15 protein-coding genes and 1 tRNA gene are annotated in these 22,270 nt (G+C 44.1%); 8 read left to right on the forward strand and 8 right to left on the reverse strand.

Features of this window, described 5'->3' with window-relative positions:
- Position 1 precedes the first annotated feature (1 nt).
- From CLIN57ABFB40_RS16620 to glmM, 4 genes are all read left to right on the forward strand, one after another.
- On the forward strand, positions 2-2,101 hold the full coding sequence (locus CLIN57ABFB40_RS16620; RefSeq protein ID WP_175631104.1) for a ComEC/Rec2 family competence protein: 2,100 nt from the start codon (positions 2-4) through the stop codon (positions 2,099-2,101).
- A 46-nt stretch (positions 2,102-2,147) separates the two neighbouring features.
- Positions 2,148-3,185 (forward strand): DHH family phosphoesterase, encoded by a 1,038-nt coding sequence (locus CLIN57ABFB40_RS16625; RefSeq protein ID WP_175631105.1) that lies wholly within the window; start codon positions 2,148-2,150, stop codon positions 3,183-3,185.
- Positions 3,186-3,303: 118 nt separating this feature from the next.
- A complete protein-coding gene (locus tag CLIN57ABFB40_RS16630) occupies positions 3,304-4,014 on the forward strand; it encodes a DUF4827 domain-containing protein (protein WP_175631106.1) in 711 nt (236 codons plus the stop codon).
- A 38-nt stretch (positions 4,015-4,052) separates the two neighbouring features.
- Complete coding sequence (gene glmM / locus CLIN57ABFB40_RS16635) at positions 4,053-5,444, forward strand: phosphoglucosamine mutase (RefSeq protein WP_175631107.1); 1,392 nt, start codon at positions 4,053-4,055, stop codon at positions 5,442-5,444.
- 836 nt (positions 5,445-6,280) lie between these two features.
- Here the strand turns inward: glmM and CLIN57ABFB40_RS16640 are convergent.
- From CLIN57ABFB40_RS16640 to CLIN57ABFB40_RS16655, 4 genes are all read right to left on the reverse strand, one after another.
- Positions 6,281-7,078: a LytR/AlgR family response regulator transcription factor gene (locus tag CLIN57ABFB40_RS16640; protein ID WP_175631108.1), complete on the reverse strand. Its 798-nt coding sequence runs from the start codon at positions 7,076-7,078 to the stop codon at positions 6,281-6,283.
- 32 nt (positions 7,079-7,110) lie between these two features.
- Complete coding sequence (locus CLIN57ABFB40_RS16645; RefSeq protein WP_175631109.1) at positions 7,111-8,169, reverse strand: sensor histidine kinase; 1,059 nt, start codon at positions 8,167-8,169, stop codon at positions 7,111-7,113.
- Positions 8,170-8,198: 29 nt separating this feature from the next.
- The gene (locus CLIN57ABFB40_RS16650) at positions 8,199-9,098 is read right to left on the reverse strand and encodes an efflux RND transporter periplasmic adaptor subunit (RefSeq protein WP_175631110.1); all 900 of its coding nucleotides are present in this window, start codon (positions 9,096-9,098) and stop codon (positions 8,199-8,201) included.
- Positions 9,099-9,160: 62 nt separating this feature from the next.
- On the reverse strand, positions 9,161-13,486 hold the full coding sequence (locus CLIN57ABFB40_RS16655) for a CusA/CzcA family heavy metal efflux RND transporter (RefSeq protein WP_175631111.1): 4,326 nt from the start codon (positions 13,484-13,486) through the stop codon (positions 9,161-9,163).
- Positions 13,487-13,738: 252 nt separating this feature from the next.
- On the opposite strand from CLIN57ABFB40_RS16655, the gene CLIN57ABFB40_RS16660 reads away from it, so the two are divergent.
- A complete protein-coding gene (locus CLIN57ABFB40_RS16660; RefSeq protein ID WP_175631112.1) occupies positions 13,739-14,281 on the forward strand; it encodes a glutathione peroxidase in 543 nt (180 codons plus the stop codon).
- On the opposite strand, the gene CLIN57ABFB40_RS16665 is transcribed toward CLIN57ABFB40_RS16660, so the two are convergent.
- The 3 genes from CLIN57ABFB40_RS16665 to CLIN57ABFB40_RS16675 form a co-directional block, all read right to left on the reverse strand.
- Positions 14,259-14,777 carry an NUDIX hydrolase gene (locus tag CLIN57ABFB40_RS16665; RefSeq protein WP_175631244.1) on the reverse strand — a complete coding sequence of 173 codons (519 nt, stop codon included), beginning with the start codon at positions 14,775-14,777 and terminating at the stop codon, positions 14,259-14,261. The genes CLIN57ABFB40_RS16660 and CLIN57ABFB40_RS16665 overlap by 23 nt on opposite strands.
- 70 nt (positions 14,778-14,847) lie before the next feature.
- Positions 14,848-16,068, reverse strand: a complete 1,221-nt coding sequence (locus CLIN57ABFB40_RS16670; RefSeq protein ID WP_175631113.1) for an S-adenosylmethionine:tRNA ribosyltransferase-isomerase — start codon at positions 16,066-16,068, stop codon at positions 14,848-14,850.
- 98 nt (positions 16,069-16,166) lie between these two features.
- Positions 16,167-16,240: transfer RNA gene (locus CLIN57ABFB40_RS16675), tRNA-Pro, on the reverse strand.
- 491 nt (positions 16,241-16,731) lie between these two features.
- Between CLIN57ABFB40_RS16675 and CLIN57ABFB40_RS16680 the strand changes: the two genes are divergently transcribed.
- Entirely contained in the window at positions 16,732-17,598 is an 867-nt protein-coding gene (locus tag CLIN57ABFB40_RS16680) for a helix-turn-helix domain-containing protein (RefSeq protein ID WP_175631114.1), read from the forward strand.
- 38 nt (positions 17,599-17,636) lie between these two features.
- Here CLIN57ABFB40_RS16680 and aroB read toward each other — a convergent pair whose 3' ends face one another.
- Positions 17,637-18,698, reverse strand: a complete 1,062-nt coding sequence (gene aroB, locus CLIN57ABFB40_RS16685; protein ID WP_175631115.1) for a 3-dehydroquinate synthase — start codon at positions 18,696-18,698, stop codon at positions 17,637-17,639.
- Between the two features lie 89 nt (positions 18,699-18,787).
- On the opposite strand from aroB, the gene CLIN57ABFB40_RS16690 reads away from it, so the two are divergent.
- On the forward strand, positions 18,788-19,192 hold the full coding sequence (locus CLIN57ABFB40_RS16690; RefSeq protein WP_175631116.1) for a hypothetical protein: 405 nt from the start codon (positions 18,788-18,790) through the stop codon (positions 19,190-19,192).
- Between the two features lie 83 nt (positions 19,193-19,275).
- A complete protein-coding gene (locus CLIN57ABFB40_RS16695) occupies positions 19,276-22,218 on the forward strand; it encodes a TonB-dependent receptor (protein WP_175631117.1) in 2,943 nt (980 codons plus the stop codon).
- Positions 22,219-22,270: the final 52 nt, after the last annotated feature.

A 22,270-nucleotide genomic window follows, 5' to 3' on the forward strand; every position in this document is an offset into this window, starting at 1 on the left:
GTTGAATACGTTTTATCTTCATAAATATCCATCTATACGCCTGATTATCCCTTGGATAGCAGGCGTTTTTTGTGGTGACCGCTTTTTCGGTTGTTCACCGCAACTCTTCTGGGGAATTCTTGTATTCTGCTTTTTCTTTGGATTGTCCATAGCCTTTTATTTCCTTGAACGTTACGCATTGCGCTGGTGTTTCGGGATTATTGCCTTTGCTCTTTGTTTTACAGGCGGATGGATGGGGATGACTTGGCAACTGCAACAAACAACGGATTATACTTTTCCGAAAGAGGAGACTGTTTATCGGGTTTTGATAACGGACGTGCCTCAAGCTAAAGAACATACTTATCTCTGCCAAGTATTATTAAAGGAACATTGTGACTCTATCGACAGCTACCCGATAGAACGAAAATCCATCCTTTATTTGCAACGGGATTCGGCAAGTTCCCGATTAAAGAGCGGAGATGAACTGTTAGTATACACCCGCATATCTCCACCTGTCAACAATAAGAACTTCGATGAATTTGATTATGCCCGCTATCTGACGAGGAAGGGGATTAGTGGAACAGGCTACGTCCCATCCGGAAAGTGGATTCTGTTATCTTCAAACTCATCCCTTAATCTTAGGAATATAGCCAACTCTTGTCGGGGGAAAGTAATCTCTCTTTATCGTGAGTTAGGATTTGATGGTGATGAGCTGGCTGTGCTTTCTGCATTGACCATAGGAGATAAGACAGACCTGAGTGAATCAGTTCGTGAGAGCTATTCTATAGCCGGCGCAAGTCATATTCTTGCTCTATCCGGTCTGCATATCGGGCTTTTATGTGCCTTGCTTCTCTTTATCTTGAAACCACTAGCCAAAAGAGGGAAAACAGGCCGATGTGTACGTGCTGTTTTGCTCTTTCTTTTATTATGGGCTTTTGCCTTTCTTACAGGACTTTCGCCATCGGTAGTCCGTTCGGTCACTATGTTTTCTCTTTTGGCTGTTGCGGATATATTCGGCCGCCAACCTTTTTCTTTGAATACATTGGCAGCTACTGCCTGGATAATGTTGCTTTGTAATCCGGTATGGCTGTTTGATGTGGGCTTTCAACTTTCTTTTGTTGCAGTAATTTCGATTTTACTTCTTCAGCCATCTGTCTACCGTCTGTTTACAATGAAGAATAAAATAGGTAAATATGTTTGGGGAATACTGAGTGTATCCATTGCTGCACAAGTGGGGACGGCTCCACTGATAATGTTTTACTTTTCCCGCTTCTCCACACACTTTCTGCTGACTAATTTAGTTGTTATTCCTTTGGTAACCATTATCTTGTATGTTGCTATTCTTATGTTGTTCCTCACTCCGATTTCGTGGCTTCAGGTATGGGTAGCAGAAGGACTAAGAAGACTATTGGAAGTTCTGAATCTATTTGTAAGGTGGGTAGAACAACTACCTTATTCATCTATTGATGGAATATGGCTTTATCAATTGGAAGTATTCGGTATTTATGTCTTTCTGTCTCTGTTGTTCTATTATTTCAAGGTTCGACGATGCAGGAATCTGATAATCTGTCTTTGTTCCATCCTGTTATTAAGTGTTTGCCATGTTATGATGTATTGGATTGACCGTCCGCAGTCCAGCCTGGTCTTTTATAATGTGCGCGGTTGTCCGGCCGTCCATTGCATTGAGAGTGACGGGCATTCCTGGATAAATTATGCCGATACACTCCCGGACAAGAAACTTCTGAAACGGGTGGCAACTAACTATTGGAATCACCATCACCTTCTATTGCCGGAAGAAATAACTGCCGATTGTCAGACCGGCGCATTTTCCCGCCGGCAACAAATAATATCCTATTACGGATGCCGTGTCTGTATGGTGACCGACAACCGTTGGCGGAACAAATCGGCTGTTTCTGCGTTATATACTATTGATTATCTTTACTTATGCAAAGGCTATGACGGTCATCTGGAAGAACTAACCAAACTCTTTGCTCCCGGCTGTATCCTGTTGGATGCCTCTCTTTCAGAACATCGCAGAAACCGTCTTGAAGAGGAGTGCAGGCAATCCGGTTTGCGTTTTATCTCTTTATCCGAAGAAGGTTCTGTTTGCTTTTTGCTCTAAGTACAAAGAATTATCGTACATTTGCACCCTGATAAAATAGATGAGTATGTTAACAAAAGTAATAGAACAAGCCAAAATAGACCATTTCACAAAATGGTTCGAACGAGCTGACAAAATAGTAATTGTATCTCATGTATCTCCTGATGGCGATGCCATTGGTTCCTCACTGGGATTATATCATTTTCTGGACTCACAGGAAAAGACAGTAAACGTAATCGTACCTAACGCCTTTCCCGACTTCCTGCGATGGATGCCGGGGAGCAAGGATATTCTTCTGTACGACCGTTACAAGGATTTTGCGGACAAACTGATAGCTGAAGCAGATGTAATCTGTTGCCTGGATTTCAATGCATTGAAGCGTATTGACGATATGGCGGATGCCGTAGCGGCTTCTCCTGCCCGTAAGATAATGATAGACCATCATTTGTATCCCGAAGAATTCTGTAAGATAACCATGTCTTATCCCAAGATTTCTTCTACTTCCGAACTGATATTCCGCCTGATTTGCCGGATGGGTTATTTCAGCGATATATCCAAGGAAGGTGCCGAATGCATCTACACAGGTATGATGACAGATACCGGTGGCTTTACCTACAACTCGAACAACCGGGAGATTTACTTCATCATCAGCGAACTCCTTTCCAAAGGAATTGACAAGGATGATATCTACCGTAAAGTGTACAATACCTACTCTGAGAGCCGTTTGCGCCTGATGGGATACGTATTGTCGAACATGACTGTTTACTCGGATTATAACGCTGCCTTGATAACGCTGACAAAAGCCGAGCAAAGTAAGTTTAATTATATAAAAGGCGATAGTGAAGGCTTTGTCAATATCCCTCTTACCATCAAGAATGTTTGTTTCTCTTGTTTCCTGCGGGAAGATACCGAGAAGCCGATGATTAAGATTTCCCTTCGTTCGGTAGGGACTTTCCCATGCAATCAGCTAGCTGCCGAATTCTTTCACGGCGGCGGGCATCTGAACGCGTCCGGCGGTGAATTTTTCGGAACGATGGAAGAAGCAAAAGCGGTTTTCGAGAAAGCATTGGAGAAGTATAAACCATTACTAACAGCCAAAAGCTAAAGATGGAAGGTTAAAAGTGAATATGGAAAGGTTAAAAGATACGAACTTTCAACTTTCCCCTTTCAACTTTTGATGATTTTAAGATACATTTGTACGGAATATAGCTAAATAACAGATAATGAAGAAACTTGTATTTTTATTTCTCTCCTTGTTAACCGCCGGAAGTCTGTTCCAGGCATGCGACGATTCAAAGACCTATGCAGAAATGCTGGAAGATGAGAAAAATGCTGTAGAGAGGTTTATCAAAGATAGTGCGATTCATGTGATTTCTGTAGATGAATTCGAGCGGAATGATACCGTGACGAAAGCGAAAGCGAATGGAGATGCTTATGATGAATTCGTCTTCTTTTCCAGTGAGGGGGTATATATGCAGATTATAGACCGTGGTTGTGGTGATTATGATCCGAATAAAGATGAAGAAAATAAAGGGTATACAGATGAGGAAAAGGAAAAAGACAAGTTTGTAGACGGCAACATCATCTGCACCCGTTATGCGGAAACAAACGTTGATACCCGTGAACTCGCAGCCTTCAATATTCCTTTGGAAGAATACATGGATGCCGGACAATTATATGCTTATCCTGCCGTATTCCGTTATGTGAAAGCAGAAACTTACTCAGCCGGTACATTCATAGAGATGGACTATGTATGGGGACAATATTATGCAAGTACTGCCGTGCCTCAAGGATGGCTTTTAGCATTGCCTTATCTGCGTGACAATGCTCACGTACGTCTTATCGTTCCTTCAAAAATGGGACACCAGTCAGCGCAACAATACGTGACTCCTTACTTCTATGATATCACGGAATTCCGTAAAAGACGAAGCTAAGACACTAACATTTAAATAAATCTTTTAGTAAGAAACCTATGACTCTAATCAAATCTATCTCTGGCATCCGCGGAACAATCGGCGGAGGCGCGGGTGAAGGACTGAATCCGCTTGACATTGTTAAATTCACCTCAGCTTATGCTACTTTGATTCGCAAAACTTGCAAAGTACAGAGCAACAAAATTGTAGTGGGACGTGATGCCCGCATCTCAGGTGAAATGGTAAAAAACGTAGTAGTCGGCACCTTGATGGGAATGGGCTGGGATGTTGTAGACATCGACCTGGCTTCTACTCCGACCACAGAACTGGCTGTAACAATGGAAGGTGCTTGTGGCGGTATTATCCTGACAGCTTCTCATAACCCGAAACAGTGGAATGCACTGAAATTGCTGAATGAACATGGCGAATTCCTCAATGCAGCCGAAGGTAACGAAGTACTTCGTATCGCCGAAGCTGAAGAATTCGACTATGCAGATGTAGACCACCTGGGTTCTTATCGCAAAGACCTTACCTACAATCAAAAACATATCGACAGCGTATTGGCTCTTGACCTGGTAGATGTTGAAGCTATCAAAAAAGCTGATTTCCGTGTAGCTATCGACTGTGTAAACTCTGTAGGTGGTATCATTCTTCCCGAACTCTTGGAACGCCTGGGTGTGAAACACGTAGAAAAACTCTACTGCGAACCTACCGGAAACTTCCAACACAATCCGGAACCGCTTGAAAAGAATCTCGGTGACATCATGAACTTGATGAAAGGTGGAAAAGCAGATGTAGCATTTGTTGTAGACCCCGACGTTGACCGCCTGGCAATGATTTGCGAAAACGGTGTAATGTACGGTGAGGAATATACACTGGTTACTGTTGCCGACTATGTACTGAAGCATACTCCGGGCAACACGGTATCAAACCTGAGTTCTACCCGTGCCCTGCGTGATGTAACCCGCAAATATGGTATGGAATACAATGCTTCTGCCGTAGGCGAAGTGAACGTAGTAACGAAGATGAAAGCAACCAATGCCGTTATCGGTGGTGAAGGAAACGGTGGAGTAATCTATCCCGCCAGTCACTACGGTCGTGACGCATTGGTAGGTATCGCTTTGTTCCTCAGCCATCTTGCTCACGAAGGAAAGAAAGTCAGCGAACTCCGCGCTACTTATCCGCCTTACTTCATCGCCAAGAACCGTGTAGACTTGACTCCGGAAATTGACGTAGACGCTATTCTTGCTAAGGTAAAGGAAATCTATAAAGACGAAGAAATCAATGACATCGACGGTGTGAAGATTGACTTTGCAGACAAATGGGTGCACTTGCGCAAGAGTAATACGGAACCCATTATCCGTATATATAGCGAAGCATCTACAATGGAAGCTGCCGAAGAAATCGGTCAGAAGATTATGAATGTGATTAATGAACTGGCGAAGAAATAACAGTCTCATTTATATCGAAATAAAAGAAAGGAGAGCTTGAGGACCAAGCTCTCCTTTCTTTTATTTTAATTTATTAGATAGAAGACCATGTGTTCCTATACGAGCTTTATTGCTAACCTATTTCTTTTGTTTTTCTGTCGGTAAATAGTTCATATTCGTACGGAGATGAATCAAAACAGTACTGAAGTAAGCCGAGCCATGTACTTGAGTTACTCAAGTCTCCTATATCATTTCATTGAGTGTAGTACTTACCACAGTCAAGTCTCCTACTTATTACAGCTAAATCTCCTACCAAATATAAAAAGTAAAAAACCGCCTTCAGCTTTCAGTTCTTCAAAAAAGTCCCTTTTCATCGGTGTTTTTGGCTGAAGTCACTCCTGAATGCAAAAGTGTATAACTTAACCACGTGCCACCCACTTTTGCCCGGGTGATGAATCTATATACCCCGCATGGTGGGCATATAGATCCAGTACGGTGAGTATATATACCTACCACGGTGAATATATAGAGCTACTGTCAAGTCTGAAAATGAAAAAACTGAATGCGCTGAAAGCACTCACCCCTGGCTACAACCTATTCTCGCAGGGGGTATTTTTTTTCGCCTTCAGCCGCTATCACCTTCTGACAAGGCGTTTGCGAATAAAACTGAAACGGCTGAAACCGGATTATAGCATAAAAATTCAGTAAGAGAGTTTTAGCTAGTTTAGATACTGTTAATTAGAGATTTCATTCATTTCCGTACTGTGATGAGTTGAAACTCAATAGAGTAAACTGAAGCTTTGTGACAGAACTGAAATTGGTATTGTTGAATTTAATTCCTGGGGTTAGCTTTTGGTTTATTGTTTCTTAGAGAACCACTCTTTGAACTCCGCCACCCGTGCCTTGCTGACCAGAATCTTTTCCTTGATTCCGGGATATCGCACATTGATGGATAACCGGCTGTTGAACCATAAATCAATGTCTTTGATAGCTTCCCGTGAAACCAGATATTGGCGGTTGGCACGGAAGAAAAGGTGGGGATTGAGACAGTCGGCGAGTTCGTCCAGTGTTTGGGCGAAGTTGTATTCTGTGCCGTTGGTTAATACTGCTTTAACTTGGCAATCTTTTATATAAAATAATTGTATCATATCTACGGAGACAGGCAAGAGCTTGTCTCCTTTCATTGGGATAAGAAAGTGCGTCTTATAGTTCTCCTGCTTTTTGAGCGAATGGAAAAGTTGTAACAGCTCTTCTTCCTGGTGTGGGTTGTGGCGCGGTTGAGAGTCGGGGGTGTCGGTATGTTGTAAGTTTCCAAGTTTGGTGAGGGCACGTTCGATGTCCTCCTTGCCGATAGGTTTCAGTAAATAGTCGATGCTGTTCACTTTGAAAGCCCGCAGAGCATACTCGTCATAGGCGGTGGTGAAGATAATCGGGCAAGTGATACTGACATGATTGAATATCTCAAAAGCCGAGCCGTCCGCCAGATGAATGTCCATGAATACCAAGTCCGGCATCGGATGAGAGCCGAACCATTCGATAGTGGAACCGATACTGTCCAGTACGGCGGCAATTTCCGCGTCCGGCTTTACTTCGTTGAGCAGTGAGGAAAGGTTGCGTACCGCTGCCTTTTCATCTTCTATAATGACAGTCTTCATGGTGTCTTTTTATCTGTAAATCACTGTTTTTTTTATTGTGCTTCGTCAATCAGAGGAATAGAAACGGTAAATTCTTTATCCTCTGTGATTTGTATCTCTTGCTTGAATAAAAGGTGGTATCTCTTGGCAAGATTAACCAGCCCGATACCCGTTCCGGGGGGGGCAGTCCATTTGGGCTGAATGTCGTTGCTGACGGACAAGAAGCCATTCCCGTCTGTGGTGATATGGATAGCCAGCGGTTTCCGGTTACTTATTTCATTGTGTTTAACGGCATTCTCAATCAATACCTGCACAGCCATTGGTGGAAGCCGGAAATCTTCGTATGCTTTGTCTATCTGTATGTCGAACTGCAAGTTGTTCTCAAAGCGCATCTTTAGCAGGAAGATATAAGCGGAAGCGAATTCCATTTCTTCCCGAAGGCTGACGCTCTGCGATTCGTTGCCTTGCAGCGTATATCTCAGTACCCGGGAAAGTTCCTGGATATAATCCTGGGCTTTGTCCTGATTCTCACGTACCAGTGAGCGCAAGGTATTCAACGAATTGAATAACATATGCGGGTTGAGCTGGTTTTTCAACACCTCATACTGGTTGCGGATATTTTCCGCTTGGAGTTGCTCGTTCTCAATGAGTACCTGCTGCTGGCGGTATATCAGATGGATGATATAACAACTGCTGGTGACAAGACACGCCATGATGAAATCCCTCAATGGATGCAGATAATGGTGTACCATCGCGTCGATAGCTGGAATATCGAACGTTTTGTGCAGGAAGACAAAGACTTGCCCCAACAGATTACTCAATATCCACGTCAGGATGAAAGAGAGCAGAATCTTTGTTCCCGTAATCTTGATAGACGACTGGTTGAAATGGAACAGCCGTGTATTGACAGCGAAAAGCAGGAGCAGAGACAGAAAAGTAAAGAGTATCTCATTAGCCACATCCATAAACTTCATTCCGGGAAATAACGAATGGCTCTCGAACCGGTCGAAAAGGGATACGGACTCCGGGAAATGGATTAGCACCGCTACAGCCATCGAGATAATGACTGTGGAAAGCACATATTTGTCTTTTTTTATTGCCTTTACTATCATACTGCAAAGATAGGAGAATTTTTTAGTGATTAATCGTTTTTCTGAATATGTGCCGTGACATACATGCCCGGTCGGAATTGTGCGTTTGTCTCTTTGATAGAAGAATAAACTTCGAGCGAACGGTTGGTTTCGTCTACTTTTTGTCCGATGGAGACTACTGTTCCGTTGAAAGTCTGCGTTCCCATCCCGTTGACGCGGAACTGCACGGGACTGCCCACTTGTATGTCTGCAAGGTCTTTTTCGTAAGTAGTCAGGCAAAGCATCGGGGAACTTTTGTCAATAATCTCACAAAGAGCTTCTCCCGGATTGATATATTTGCCTATATTCATTGCCACATTGGCTGCATATCCACTGATGGGGGCTTTCACTTCCAGCAATGGCTGGATGCCGTTCTTTAGCAATGTCTCCGGGGCGACACCCAGCAGTGAGAGTTGTGCGGCAGCGGCATCCTGGCGGCTTTTCATGGAGAGATAATCCGCTTTGCTCTGCTGAAACTTCTTTTGCGAAGCCGCCTGTTCGGCGGAAAGTGCCTTTTGACGCTCGTATTCCGCCAGAAGATATTCCGCTTGCGCATGACTGTCAAGATAAGTTTGTTGCAGGGTAATGAATTCCGGATTTTCCAAGGTGGCGATAACTGCGTTCTTAGCTATATGTTGTCCGGGCAACAGAGAAGTGTTCTTGACTACCCCACCCATCGTTAACGCTATGGTCGCCTGTCGTTGGGGTGGAAGGACAATGCGCCCGTTGAATGAAACCTGATTAGGTTTCGAAGTCGCGGAAGTGACGGCATCCACTTCGGTTTGTTTCGCCACGGTGTCTGCCGCAACTTCAGTTGCGGAAACCATACCAGTTTCGTTATCCGTAATCTGTTGGTTGCCCATACAAGCTGTCAAAGCAAGTAAAAGGACAGAATAAAATATCTTCTTCATCTTCATATACTGTATTTTATAATAAAATGTATTATCAAAACTCTCAATTCTCAACTCTCCACTTATCTAAAGAGTTCATACTCTAATGCGGCAATGTTATATTGGTAGACAGTCTCGATATAGCCGCGACGAATATCCCGGGCGGTTGTTATGGACTGTATGTATTCCGCTATACCCGTTTCGCTTTGTTGCAACTGGAGATTGGCAGCCTTGGTCAACTCGTCCGCTTCTTTCAAGGCGGAAGAAGTGTAGTAGCGTAAGCTCTCGTTGTATCTGCGGAGTGAAGCTTCCAGTTCAAGCACTTTGTTTCTCAATTCGCGAATATTCGCGTCTGCCTGAATCTGTGCTGAGGTAGCAGATAACCGTGCTTGCTTCACCTTGCTCTTTTGGGGCAGGAAGTAGATAGGGAAGGAGGCACTCACCATCCATGCATTCAGATTCTTCAACGGAAGAATATCCTGGCGGGTATATCCCACGCTGATTTCCGGAAAGAAATGGCTCCGCTCTACATGAAGCATTGCTTTCGCTTCGTCCGCCTGACTTTGAAAGTAAGCAGTGTGCGCTCCCGATAGCGTCCCGTCTGAAAGGCTGGTATAAAACAGCGATAAGGTAGAATCTGCCGGAACAATCGGCTGGTCTGAATAACAACTCCAGCGGAAGCGTGCCAAAGCCATTTTCTCTTCTTCCTGTGCCTGGAACCAACGGTTGTGCAGTTCGGCGGCGACGGTTGTCATCATATTCTTTTCGAGCAAGGTGATTTCCCCCTGTTGATAACGCAGTTCACCGATATGCTGTAACTTTTCCGCCATCTTATCCTGGTCGCGGTACATGGCACAGAGGTTGGCGGCATATTGGTAGTATGCCCATGCCCGCTTCACTTCTGCCGTGACTTCCTTCTCCACCATCTGACGATAGAATGTGGTTGTTTTCACTTGTCGGTTGACTAATGCATTCTTGTAGAACGGAGTCAGCAGAGAACCCAGGCTTTGCTCGAAAGCCAGTTCCTTGTCTTTCTTGTTCTCTCCGTTGAGTTGTCCCCAGGAATAGCTGAATGAGGTAGGGGACGCTTCTACAATCTCTCCACGGGTAGCCTTGGCTTGTTGGATGGCGTTTGTTGCCATTTTCAGACGGGGGTGATTCTGTTTCGCTATCTCGATGGCCTGTTCCAAAGTAACGGTCGATGCTTGTTGCGCAGAAACGAAAGAAGGAATCAGCAGGAACAGGGGAAGAAGGACGAAGAACGGCAGGTGAAACTTGGCTCCCGGACGTTTCCAGGTAGCCAATGAATTCACAATTTTGTAGAACACCGGAATGATAAGCAACGTCAACACAGTGGAGATAATCAATCCGCCAATAACGACAGTTGCCAGCGGGCGTTGCACCTCGGCACCGGCGGAAGTGGCGATAGCCATCGGGACAAATCCCAATGATGCCACCAAGCCTGTCAGGAATACGGGACGGAGCAGATGCGGAGTTCCCTTGGCGATGATTCGGTTTGTAGTCATGGAGTAAGCGTTTTGTTTACGAAGTTCGTTGAAGTGATTCACCATGAGGATACCGTTCAGCACCGCCACACCGAATAATGCGATGAAGCCTACACCCGCCGATATGCTGAACGGAAGCCCGCGCAGCCAAAGGGCGATGATACCGCCGATAAGCGACAACGGAACGGTGGAGAATACCATCAGTGTATAGGTGATATTCTTGAAAGCAAAGAACAGAATCAACAGGATGAGCATCAATGCTACCGGAATGACAATAAGCAGTGTGTGAATGGCGTTCTGCAAGTTCTCGAACTGACCGCCGTATTCGAAGTAATATCCCGGTTTCAGCTTGACGTTCCTGTCCAATGTCTTTTGTATGTCCGCCACCACTTGCTGTATATCTGCGTCACGCACATTGACACCGATGACGATACGGCGTTTCGTAGCGTCGCGGTTGATTTGGAGAGGTCCGCTGACGAGGTCTATGCTCGCTACTTCTCCGACCGGAATCTGGATTCCTTCGGAAGTGCGCACAAACAATTGGTCGAGATTCAAATCCGCTACTTTCTCCTGGTCGAGACGGACGACGAGGTCGAACCTCCGTTCGTTTTCAAACACTACGCCGCTGGATTCTCCGGCATAGGCGGTTCGGATAATCGTGTTGAGTTCTTCTATGTTGATGCCGTAGCGGGCTATCTTGCTGCGGTTGTATTTCACTACGAGCTGGGGCAATCCCATCGTCTGCTCTACGATGACGTCCGACGCTCCGGGCACTTTTTCTACATAGGCGGCGGCTTCTTTTGCTTTTTCGTAGAGTTCGTGAGTGTCTTCTCCGTACAGTTTGACGGCAATGTCCGCTTTGGCTCCTGTCATCAGCTCATTAAAACGGAGCTGTATCGGTTGCGAGAAGTTGAATTCGGCACGCTCGGACAGCGGTTCGAGTGCTTCCTTCATCTTATCCACCATTTCCGCACGGTTTTCTGCGCTGGTCCATTCTTTGAAAGGTTTCATGATAATCATCACGTCGGCGTCTTCTACTGCCATCGGGTCGGTGGGGACTTCCGCCGTTCCGATTTTGGCAACCACATGCTTGATTTCCGGGAATTTGTCCATCAGCGTCTTTTCTGCCAGACGGGATACTTCGATACTTTCTGATAGCGAACTTCCGGCAGGCAATGTCATTTGCATGGCAAAGTCGCCTTCGTCCAGGGTCGGGATAAATTCGGCACCCAGCCGGGTGAAGAGGAAGAGCGAACCGATTAGCGCGGCAAAGGCTACGATGACGGTACGCCACTTGTGATGCAGGCAGGAACGAAGGCAGCGTTGATATACGCTGTTCAGTTTCTCGAAGAAACGGTCGGCAAGTGTCGGTTTCACCACGATGGTATGTTTCAGGAAGAGCGATGCCATCATCGGGACATAGGTGAGTGAAAGAATCAAGGCTCCGATGATGCAGAATACAAGTGTTTTTGCCATCGGGGTGAAGTATTTCCCTTCAATTCCGTTGAGGGTGAGGATGGGGAAGAATACTATCAGGATAATCAATACGGCGAAAGTTGCCGAGCGGACTACAGCGGATGCTCCTTTTTCCACTTCTTTGTCCATCTCTTCACGGGTGAATGTCCGTCCCCGGAACTGCTTGCCGTAGATATGGGCGAGGATGCCTTCCAGTATGACGATAGAGCCGTCCACAACGATACCGAAGTCGATGGCGCCAAGGCTCATCAGGTTGGCGGTGACATCGAAAAGGCGCATCATGATAAAGGCAAAGAGCATCGCCAGCGGAATGACTGACGCGACAATCAGTCCGGCACGTACATTGCCGAGGAAGATGATAAGTACGAGGAATACGATAATTGCACCTTCAATCAGGTTGTTGACAACGGTTGAGATATTCCGGTTCACCAGTTCCGAGCGGCTCAGATAAGGTTCGATGCTGACACCTTCGGGCAGCAGGTGCTGTATCTTCTCTACTCTTTTTTCAAGTTCCTGGGTGACGACGTTGGCATTGGCTCCTTTCAGCATCATCGCGATTCCGCCTACACACTCGCCTTCGCCGTCCATTGTCATGGCGCCGAAACGTTTGGGAGAGCCGAAACGGACTACGCCTACATCGCTGATATGTACCGGAATCCCGTTCCGGTTGGCTACAACGATGCGCTCGATGTCCTTCGTCCGGGTAATCATACCTTCCGACCGGATATAATAGGCATTCTTCGCTTTTTCTATATAGCTTCCGCCTGTGTTCTGGTTGTTGCTGCTGAGGGCTTCGAATACTTCTCCGATGGTGATGTTCAGTGAGAAGAGCGCGTCCGGGTCGACGGCGACTTCATACTGTTTCAGGTAGCCGCCGAAACTGTTGATTTCTACGATACCCGGTATGCCGGACAACTGGCGTTTCACCATCCAGTCCTGAATGGTGCGGAGTTCCATGGCATCGTATTTCTCTTCGTAACCGGGGGCTACTTTCAGTATGTACTGGTAGATTTCTCCGAGTCCGGTGGTGATGGGCATCATTTCCGGTGCTCCTAGTTCGGGGGGAATCTCTCCGGCAACGGTTTGTATCTGTTCGTTGATAAGTTGCCGGGCATCGAGGGTAGGGACGTTTTCTTTGAACACGACGGTCACCACCGATAGCCCGAAGCGGCTGACGGAACGGATATCTTCTACATTCATGATGTTGCTCATCGCTAGTTCGATAGGCATGGTGATGAGCTGTTCTACCTCTTGCGGTGCGAGGGTGGGCGACACGGTCACAATCTGTACCTGATTGTTGGTGATATCGGGCACGGCGTCGATGGGCAATGTCAACATCGCGTAGATACCGCCGATAAGCAGGAAGAGGGTAGTGAACCCTACAAACAACTTCTTCTTGATTGAAAAACGTACAATAGCTGTAAACATGATTTTCTTTGTGTTATTATTTCATGCTACAAAACTACGGACTATCTGTGTTCGTGATAGCCGGAAACGTTTGAAGCGGAAAGATTGCAGGGCGAAGTGACGAAATGACGGTTTGGAATGTTTATTGTATATAGCGCGGCGATGGGGAAACCTTGTCAATATCGGATGAAATATCGAGAATAATGCGATGTGGAGCAAACATTTTGTCAGACCGGTTCGTTTAATATGAAACGAACTAAATACGTGTTGAGTATGAAATCATTTATTTTAATGGTGGTAGCTATGGTGTGTGCAATATCTTTGGAAGCGCAGAACAAGTCTTTCTACGACTTCACTGTGCAAACGATTGACGGTAAGGAATTTCCTCTTTCGTCCTTGAAAGGAAAGAAAGTGCTGGTGGTGAATGTGGCTTCAAAGTGTGGATTGACACCACAATATGCCAAGTTGCAGGAATTGTACGAGAAGTATAAGGATAAGAACTTCGTTATTATCGGCTTTCCCGCCAATAACTTTATGGGGCAGGAACCGGGAAGCAATGAGGAGATTGCCAAGTTCTGTTCATTGAAGTATGATGTCACTTTCCCGATGATGGCTAAGATTTCCGTCAAAGGCAAGGAGATGGCTCCACTTTATCAATGGCTGACGGAGAAGAAACTGAATGGAAAAGAAGATGCACCCGTTCAGTGGAACTTCCAGAAGTTTATGATTGACGAGAACGGAAACTGGATTGGGGTCGTTGCTCCCAAAGAGAGCCCGTTCTCGGAGAAAATCATTACTTGGATAGAGAAGGAATAAGGGATACTTTCTTCAGTTCTCCTTCAAAGTTGGGAGTGAAAATGCCTTTTCCCAGGTTCTCTTCTATTTCTTCGATGGTCCAGAATCGTCCGCTGTCCAGTTCGTCGCTGGGGTGGATTTCACCATCGTAGACGGTCTTATGAACGAATACGAGTTCTTTCTCGCGGTCGGACTCGAAAACATAATGAGTCAGAAGCTCGGGAGTAAAGTCCGTGATGCCCAGCTCTTCACGGACTTCCCGTTTAAGGGCTATCTCTACGCTTTCGCCTAAATCGATATGTCCGCCTACGGCTGTGTCCCATTTCCCAGGTTGGATGTCTTTCCATTCGGGACGTTTTTGCAGATACAAATCCCCTTTCGTGTTGAAGACGTGCAGATGGACGACCGGATGAAGCAATTTGCTGCCGCCGTGGCATTCTCCGCGGGTGGCGGCTCCGGTGATATTTCCCTGTTCATCGACGACGGGAAACATTTCTTGGTTATTATCGCTTGACATCATTGTTTCTATTGTTTTTATAGGAAGGGTTATCGCAATTTACGATACCCTCATGGTATTTGTAATATCCTTACGGCATTAATAAGGAAGAATCTCCGTAACTCAGGAACCGGAAATCGTGGCTCAGGGCATAATCATAAATCGTGCGCCAGTCTCCTTTTACAAAAGCGGAGACCAAAAGTAATAAAGTGCTTTGCGGCTGATGGAAATTAGTAACCATTGCTTTTACTATTTTATACTGGTAGCCGGGGGCAATAATTATCTGTGTACTGGTATGAAGTGCTTCAAGCCCGTTTCTGTCGAGATAGCCCAATATTTTTTGTAACGCAACTATTGGGGGAATCTGGTCATACTTTTCATAAGGCTGCCACTGTCTGACGTGTAGTTCCTCTTCCGTAGCATCCGGATTATCAGCCAGTGTGACTCCGATATGATACAGGCTTTCGAGTGTGCGTACCGAAGTAGTCCCTACGGCAACAGCGCAACCGTCATGGTCGATAAGTTTCTTGATAGTGCTCCGATTGACAGATATATACTCCGTATGCATTTCGTGACCTTCAATCTCTTCACTTTTCACAGGCTTGAAAGTTCCTGCGCCTACGTGCAGAGTCAGTTCTTCAAGCTCTATTCCTTTCTCTTGCAGTGCATCCAATACTCGGGGAGTGAAATGCAGTCCGGCGGTAGGTGCGGCTACCGAACCTTTAATTTTTGAATAAACCGTCTGATAAGTTTCTTTATCGCTTTCTTCCGTCTCCCGGTTTAGATAAGGAGGGATAGGAAGCTCCCCGAATACTTCGAGAATATCTGTGAAAGTCACTTCCGGATTATCCCATGAGAAGTCTACCCAATGGCTGGTTCCTCTGCTTTCTCCTCTCTTTGCGGTCAGCGTGATTGGCAATCCTTTTACTGTCATTTCCCGTTTCAGCGTTCCGTCTTTCCATTTCTTCAGGTTGCCAATCATGCAAAGCCATGCGGCATGTTCTGTTTGCTGGAAGTTCAGTACATAATCATTGGGCTGAATGGGCTCGAGGCAGAACACTTCAATCAACGCCCCCGTTTCCTTGCGGAAATGTAGCCTTGCCTGAATTACTTTTGTATTGTTGAATACCATCAAAGCACCTTTAGGCAGATACTCGGGCAAAGAGGTGAAAGTATCTTCGCTTACTTCACCGCGGCGGTACACTAACAATTTCGATTGGTCTCGGACAGCTAACGGGAATTTGGCAATGCGTTCATCCGGCAATGGATAATTGTATTCGCTGATATGGATATGCTTCGGGTCTTCTTTCATTGTTGTCTGGTATATTTCTAGGTAAATATGTTCCAAATGTGTTCCACTAAAAAATGAATCAGCCACTTACTAAATTGTAAATGGCTGATTTCCAGTAGTCGGGATGACAAGATTCGAACTTGCGACCACACGCCCCCCAGACGCGTACTCTACCGGGCTGAGCTACATCCCGAATTGCGGTTGCAAAAGTACGGATTAATTTTGAAATAGCAAATAATTTCTGTGAATTTTGTAGTATACTTCCGCAGTTTCTGGTTATTTTTTTGATGATAAGTAGAATAAAGTACGGAATATTTTCTAAGTTTGCGTTATAAATGGTGGTTATGATTATAGGGACTTTGGCAATATTGTTTTGGATATCTTTGTTAATAGGTTGAACTTCTGTTTTATTTGAATTAGTAAACAAACTCATCTTTTTCATTAAGTAGTTCGAAAAGACAATGTTTGCATAAAAACACTATTATATACTGGATAGTATATAATAAGAACTAAATGAGAAATTACGAAACGAACTATCAATCAGTGAGTTTGTTTATGAATTAATGCAAATAAAGGGTGTATGACTTCTTTAGTGTGATACTGTATTTCCTTTTAGGGCGCGCAGTATTTTAGGAAGTTATACATTTGTAGTATAAGACTTAGTTTAGAATAGAAAGGTGTTAAATGTTAGACATTAAAAATAGAGAGACATTAGAGATATACGTCATGGGTGACGATTTTAAATTTTACCAGAATCTGAAATATCTTCCTCTAACTTCTTATCCTTCTAATATCCAGTCAGCTTTGATTGTATATTGTTTGAGTGGAAGGGCGAAACTTACAGTACACGAAGATGTGCACTGGATACAGCCGGAGGAACTTATTATATTATTACCCGGACAATTTGTTTCATTCTGTGAGCCTAGTGAAGATTTCTCAACCGTTTCGATGGTGATCTCGTCTTCCTTGTTTAGTGATGCGTTGAGTGGAGTTCCACGATTCTCTCCGCATTTCTTTTTCTATATGCGAACCCATTATTGGTATCCGCAAATGGAACGTGATATTCCCCGGATATACAATTTCTTGGGAATGGTAAAAGAAAAAGTGAAGTCTCAGGATGTATATAGACGCGAGTTAATAACCCATTTACTGAGATACCTCTATCTAGAGTTGTTCAACGCTTATCAAAAGGAATCCGCTTTGATGACCGTACGTAAAGATACGCGTAAAGAAGAACTGGCTAATAGATTCTTCGGGCTAATCATGAAACATTTTAAAGAAAATAAAGATGTGGCTTTCTATGCGGATAAATTATGTATTACTTCCAAGTACCTGACTATGGTTATCAAGGAGACAAGCGGAAAGTCTGCTAAAGACTGGATTGTGGAATATATCATATTGGAGATTAAGGCTTTGCTGAAAAATACCAGTTTGAATATTCAGGAGATAGCAATTAAAACCAACTTTGCCAATCAGTCCTCTCTCGGACGTTTTTTCAGAAAGCATACCGGAATGTCACTGTCTCAGTACCGGATGAGTAGTTTGGACTAAGACAGCGCACATATGATATTTGCCAATAAGTATGGGGGTTAAATCCCCATACATTCGCGATAGAAGTCCAGCATTTCAAAAATGGTGTCTTTGTCGGCAGTCTGATTAATGCAAATATCTCCGATGTCTTTCAGTAAAGTGAAATTAATCGTTCCCGAAGTATTCTTTTTATCATGTGTCATGTATGCATAGAGCTGTTCATACTTCTTGCAGTCGAATGCAAACACACCGTAATTGTCTTTAATAAATTGGATGGTTTGTCTCATTTTCTCTTTCGGGAAACCTACTTTGGTGTGAGACAGATACAATTCGCATACAATTCCCCAGGCTACTGCATATCCGTGCAAAACTGGACGGTTTTCTGCCAATGCCATGCTTTCAAATGCGTGTCCTACGGTATGTCCCAGGTTTAGCGCTTTACGGATGCCATGTTCAAAGGGGTCTTGCTCCACAATATCCTTTTTTACTTGCACTGATTCGCCGACCAGTCGTTTGAGGGCGCTATAATCGATATCGGATGTGTTGAAACTTAGTAATTCCGCCCAATGTGCAACATTACTTATCAAACCGTGCTTGAGCATCTCCGCATATCCGGAAAAGAAATTGTACGCGTCCAGCGTACGCAGGAATTCCGTTTCAATCAGCACGCTGCTTGCCGGAGCGAATGCACCGATTTCATTTTTCAGTCCGTTGAAGTTGATACCTGTCTTGCCGCCGACGGAAGCGTCCACCATAGCCAGCAGGGTGGTTGGTATGTTGATATAAGAGATGCCACGTTTGAATGTAGCTGCGGCAAAACCGCCCAAATCTGTCACCATCCCCCCACCAAGGTTGATAAGTAAAGAGTGGCGCGTAGCTCCTTGGGTACTCAATGCCATCCATACGGAAGCAAGTGTTTCCACCGTTTTATGTACATCCTCAGCTCCGATACAGATTTCAACGGCGTCTTTCAGTAAGGTGGTTTCCTTCAGCGAAGGCAGGCAGAGATGCCGGGTATGCTCGTCTGTGAGGATGAATAATTTGTCGTGCGGACACTGTTCAATGGCACGACTTAGGCTTGTTTCCAAGCTTTCACAGAGAATGACTTCTTGTTTACTCATGATTCTTTTGCTTTTTTACCCTGCAAATGTATGTAAAATATCTTTTTTATACTTACTTTTGTCCCATTAAAACGTTCAATCATTCAATCATGAAAGCATTATTACCTGTATATTGTCGTCCTTTGGGATATGTGATCCTGTTGATAGCCCTGTTTATACCTTTTATCCTGGTGATGCTGGGGATGGTGACCGATAATAATCTGTTATTTTATAAGGAATGCACAAAGTTGCTGATGATGGCGGGATGCTTGTTGATAATCTTTGCGTTGAGCAAAGATGAGAGCCGTGAAACGGAACGAATCCGTAATTCGGCTGTTCGTAATGCCATTTTCCTGACTTTTCTTTTTGTCTTCGGGGGAATGTTATGGCGTGTCATACAAGGAGATGTGATTAATGTGGATACTTCTTCTTTTCTTACTTTCTTGATCTTTAATGTGCTTTGTGTGGAGTTTGGTCTGAAAAAAGCGCTTGTAGAACGATTCTTTAAAAGATAATTTTCTTTCCAATTAAACCTTTTGCGATTCTATTTGTCAAACAGACATTGTTATTGCTACTAATATAATCGTAAATTAGGTAAATGAAGAGATTTTTTGCAGGGGTGGTGTTGATGCTATGCACCCTCTCAATTTTCGCACAGAATAAGGTGATTACCGTTTCGGGACGTGTTGTGGAATCCGACTCAAAGGAACCCGCGGCACAGGCTACTGTCCAATTGTTGTCATTGCCCGATAGTGCTTATGCTGCTGGTATAGCCAGTAGTAATCAAGGTTGGTTTACTCTCCCTAAAGTGAAAGCCGGGAAATATGTGTTGAAGGTTTCCTATATCGGCTTCCGTACTAAACTTGTACCGGTTCAACTGGCTGCCAATGCACCCGACAAGAAGTTGGGAACGATCACGTTGGAACCGGATGCTGTTATGCTGAAAGAAGCAGTGATTACTGCCGAGGCTCCCCAAGTGACGGTAAAGGAAGATACATTAGAATATAACTCGGCTGCTTATCGTACTCCTGAAGGTGCCATGCTCGAAGAATTGGTGAAGAAGCTTCCGGGAGCCGAGATTGATGATGACGGTAATGTCAAAATCAATGGTAAGGAAGTGAAGAAGATTATGGTGGACGGTAAAGAATTCTTTGGCGGTGACGTGAAAACAGGATTGAAGAATCTACCGGTGAACATGATTGACAAACTGAAAACGTATGATAAAAAATCGGACTTGGCGCGCGTCACTGGAATAGACGACGGGGAAGAAGAAACAGTCCTCGACTTGAAAGTGAAAAAAGGAATGAATCAAGGTTGGTTTGGTAATGCAAGTGTTGCTGGTGGTACGGAAGACCGCTATGGAAGCAACTTGATGCTGAACCGATTTGTCGATAATAGTCAGTTCTCTTTGATTGGTTCGGCAAATAACGTGAACGACCAGGGGTTTTCCGGTGGTGGCGGACCGCGTTTCAGGAATAGTAATGGTCTGACTGCTACCAAGATGATTGGAGCTAACTTTGCCACTCAGACGGAGAAGTTAGAGTTAGGTGGTAGTGCCCGCTATAATTATAGCGACCGCGATGCAATATCTACAAACTATTCGGAACTTTTTTTGCAGGATGGAAACTCTTCTTATTCTAATTCCACTAATAAGAACCGTAATAAGAATATGAACTTTAATGCTGATTTCCGCTTGGAATGGAAACCGGATACATTGACTAATATCATTTTCCGACCAAATGTTTCCTATGGGAAATCTAAAGGGTATTCTATTTCTGAATCGGGTACTTTCGATGAAGATCCGTTCAACTTGGTGGCTGATCCTAATAAGTTTTTGAATAAAGATGTATGGGGAAGTAGTAAGGACCCATTAGAAAGTAGTAATGACCCATTAGATCGAATTCGTGTTAATGCCAGCAACAGCGAGTCTGCGTCTGAAAGTAATAGCTTGTCTGCCAACGCCTCTTTGCAGGTGAATAGGAGGTTGAATAGTATGGGGCGAAATATAACTTTTCGTGGGACGTTTGGTTATGGAGATAATGATAGTGAGTCATTTAGTGAGTCTTTGACTCACTATTTCAAAACAGGGAATAGTGATGTACGTAAACAATACATAACTTCTCCAACCAAGAATTACGATTATACAACTGAATTAACTTATAATGAACCGATTGCGAAAGCTACTTTCTTGCAGTTCCGTTATAAGTTCCAATATAGATATAGTGAGAGTGACAGAAGTACATACAGCTTGATTCCAGAAACAGAAAAAAATCAAGATTGGTTTTGGAATTTCGGTGACGGGCTACCTGAAGGCTACGAAGCTAATAAAGATATGAATTTGAGTAAATATGCTCAGTATAAATATTATAACCATGATATTAATGCAGGGATGAATATTATCCGAGAGAAATACAGATTTAACTTTGGAATGTCCTTACAACCACAAAATACTAGACTAGATTACAAAAAAGCAGAAATAGATACAGTAGTAAAAAGAAATGTGTTCAATTTCGCTCCTAATGTTGATTTCCGTTATCGGTTCTCTAAAGTGAGCCAGTTACGTTTTACGTATCGGGGACGTGCGAGTCAGCCGAGTATGGAAAACCTGTTGGATGTAACCGATGATTCGAATCCGCTGAGAATCACTAAAGGTAATCCGGGGTTGAAACCGTCTTTCACTCACTCTATGCGTTTGTTCTATAATACTTATAATGCAGACAAGCAGCGTGGAATGATGGCACATGCTAATTTTAATATGACTCAAAACAAAATCACTAATGCTACCATTTATAATCAGACGACTGGTGGAACAATCTCACAGCCAGAAAATATTAATGGTTATTGGACTGCCATGGGTATGTTTGGGTTCAATACAGCTTTGAAAGACAAGCGTTTCACAATCAATTCTTTTTCACGTGCAAACTATACGAACGATGTATCTTTCCTTTATAATGAAGGTACCAAGGTGAATGATAAGAATACAAGTACATCACTGACTTTAGCAGAGAATCTGAATGGAACATTCCGTAATGATTGGTTTGAGTTTACTATCAATGGTTCAATCAACTATAATTTTGAACGTAATAAGTTGAACCCGGACACTAATCAGGAACCTTATACTTTTGGATATGGTGCCAGTACCAATGTCTCTTTGCCTTGGAATATGACGTTGTCTACCAATATAACCAACAATTCACGTCGTGGCTATCGTGATGCCAGTATGAATAGAAACGAACTTATCTGGAATGCTCAGATTGCCCAGAACTTCTTGAAGGGAAATGCTGCGACCATCAGCTTTGAAGTCTATGATATTTTGAAACAGCAATCAAATATCAGCCGTTCATTGACTGCTGATATGCGTTCTGTTTCTGAATATAACGGAGTCAACAGCTATTGTATGCTTCGCTTCTCTTACCGTCTGAATGTTTTCGGTAATAAGGAAGCGCGTGGAAATATGCGTCAAGGTGGTTTTGACGGTGGAGGTCATCGCGGTCCGCGTGGACCTCACGGTGGCGGTCCAACTCGGATGATGCGTTTTTAAAAGTAAACAAGATATTGTAAGATAAGAAATCCCGATGCAACGGTGAATAGTT

Origin of the sequence: Bacteroides acidifaciens (genome assembly GCF_903181435.1) — a bacterium.
Classification (GTDB): Bacteria; Bacteroidota; Bacteroidia; order Bacteroidales; family Bacteroidaceae; genus Bacteroides.

What these genes read in the sequence shown, in the direction of transcription:
- CLIN57ABFB40_RS16660 (WP_175631112.1), top strand. Translation starts at nt 13,739, where the DNA reads ATGAAATCATTTATTTTAATGGTGGTAGCTATGGTGTGTGCAATATCT.
- CLIN57ABFB40_RS16630 (WP_175631106.1), top strand. Translation starts at nt 3,304, where the DNA reads ATGAAGAAACTTGTATTTTTATTTCTCTCCTTGTTAACCGCCGGAAGT.
- CLIN57ABFB40_RS16680 (WP_175631114.1), top strand. Translation starts at nt 16,732, where the DNA reads ATGTTAGACATTAAAAATAGAGAGACATTAGAGATATACGTCATGGGT.
- CLIN57ABFB40_RS16645 (WP_175631109.1), bottom strand. Translation starts at nt 8,169, where the DNA reads ATGATAGTAAAGGCAATAAAAAAAGACAAATATGTGCTTTCCACAGTC.
- CLIN57ABFB40_RS16655 (WP_175631111.1), bottom strand. Translation starts at nt 13,486, where the DNA reads ATGTTTACAGCTATTGTACGTTTTTCAATCAAGAAGAAGTTGTTTGTA.
- CLIN57ABFB40_RS16640 (WP_175631108.1), bottom strand. Translation starts at nt 7,078, where the DNA reads ATGAAGACTGTCATTATAGAAGATGAAAAGGCAGCGGTACGCAACCTT.
- glmM (WP_175631107.1), top strand. Translation starts at nt 4,053, where the DNA reads ATGACTCTAATCAAATCTATCTCTGGCATCCGCGGAACAATCGGCGGA.
- CLIN57ABFB40_RS16690 (WP_175631116.1), top strand. Translation starts at nt 18,788, where the DNA reads ATGAAAGCATTATTACCTGTATATTGTCGTCCTTTGGGATATGTGATC.
- CLIN57ABFB40_RS16650 (WP_175631110.1), bottom strand. Translation starts at nt 9,098, where the DNA reads ATGAAGAAGATATTTTATTCTGTCCTTTTACTTGCTTTGACAGCTTGT.
- CLIN57ABFB40_RS16670 (WP_175631113.1), bottom strand. Translation starts at nt 16,068, where the DNA reads ATGAAAGAAGACCCGAAGCATATCCATATCAGCGAATACAATTATCCA.
- CLIN57ABFB40_RS16695 (WP_175631117.1), top strand. Translation starts at nt 19,276, where the DNA reads ATGAAGAGATTTTTTGCAGGGGTGGTGTTGATGCTATGCACCCTCTCA.
- aroB (WP_175631115.1), bottom strand. Translation starts at nt 18,698, where the DNA reads ATGAGTAAACAAGAAGTCATTCTCTGTGAAAGCTTGGAAACAAGCCTA.
- CLIN57ABFB40_RS16625 (WP_175631105.1), top strand. Translation starts at nt 2,148, where the DNA reads ATGTTAACAAAAGTAATAGAACAAGCCAAAATAGACCATTTCACAAAA.
- CLIN57ABFB40_RS16665 (WP_175631244.1), bottom strand. Translation starts at nt 14,777, where the DNA reads ATGTCAAGCGATAATAACCAAGAAATGTTTCCCGTCGTCGATGAACAG.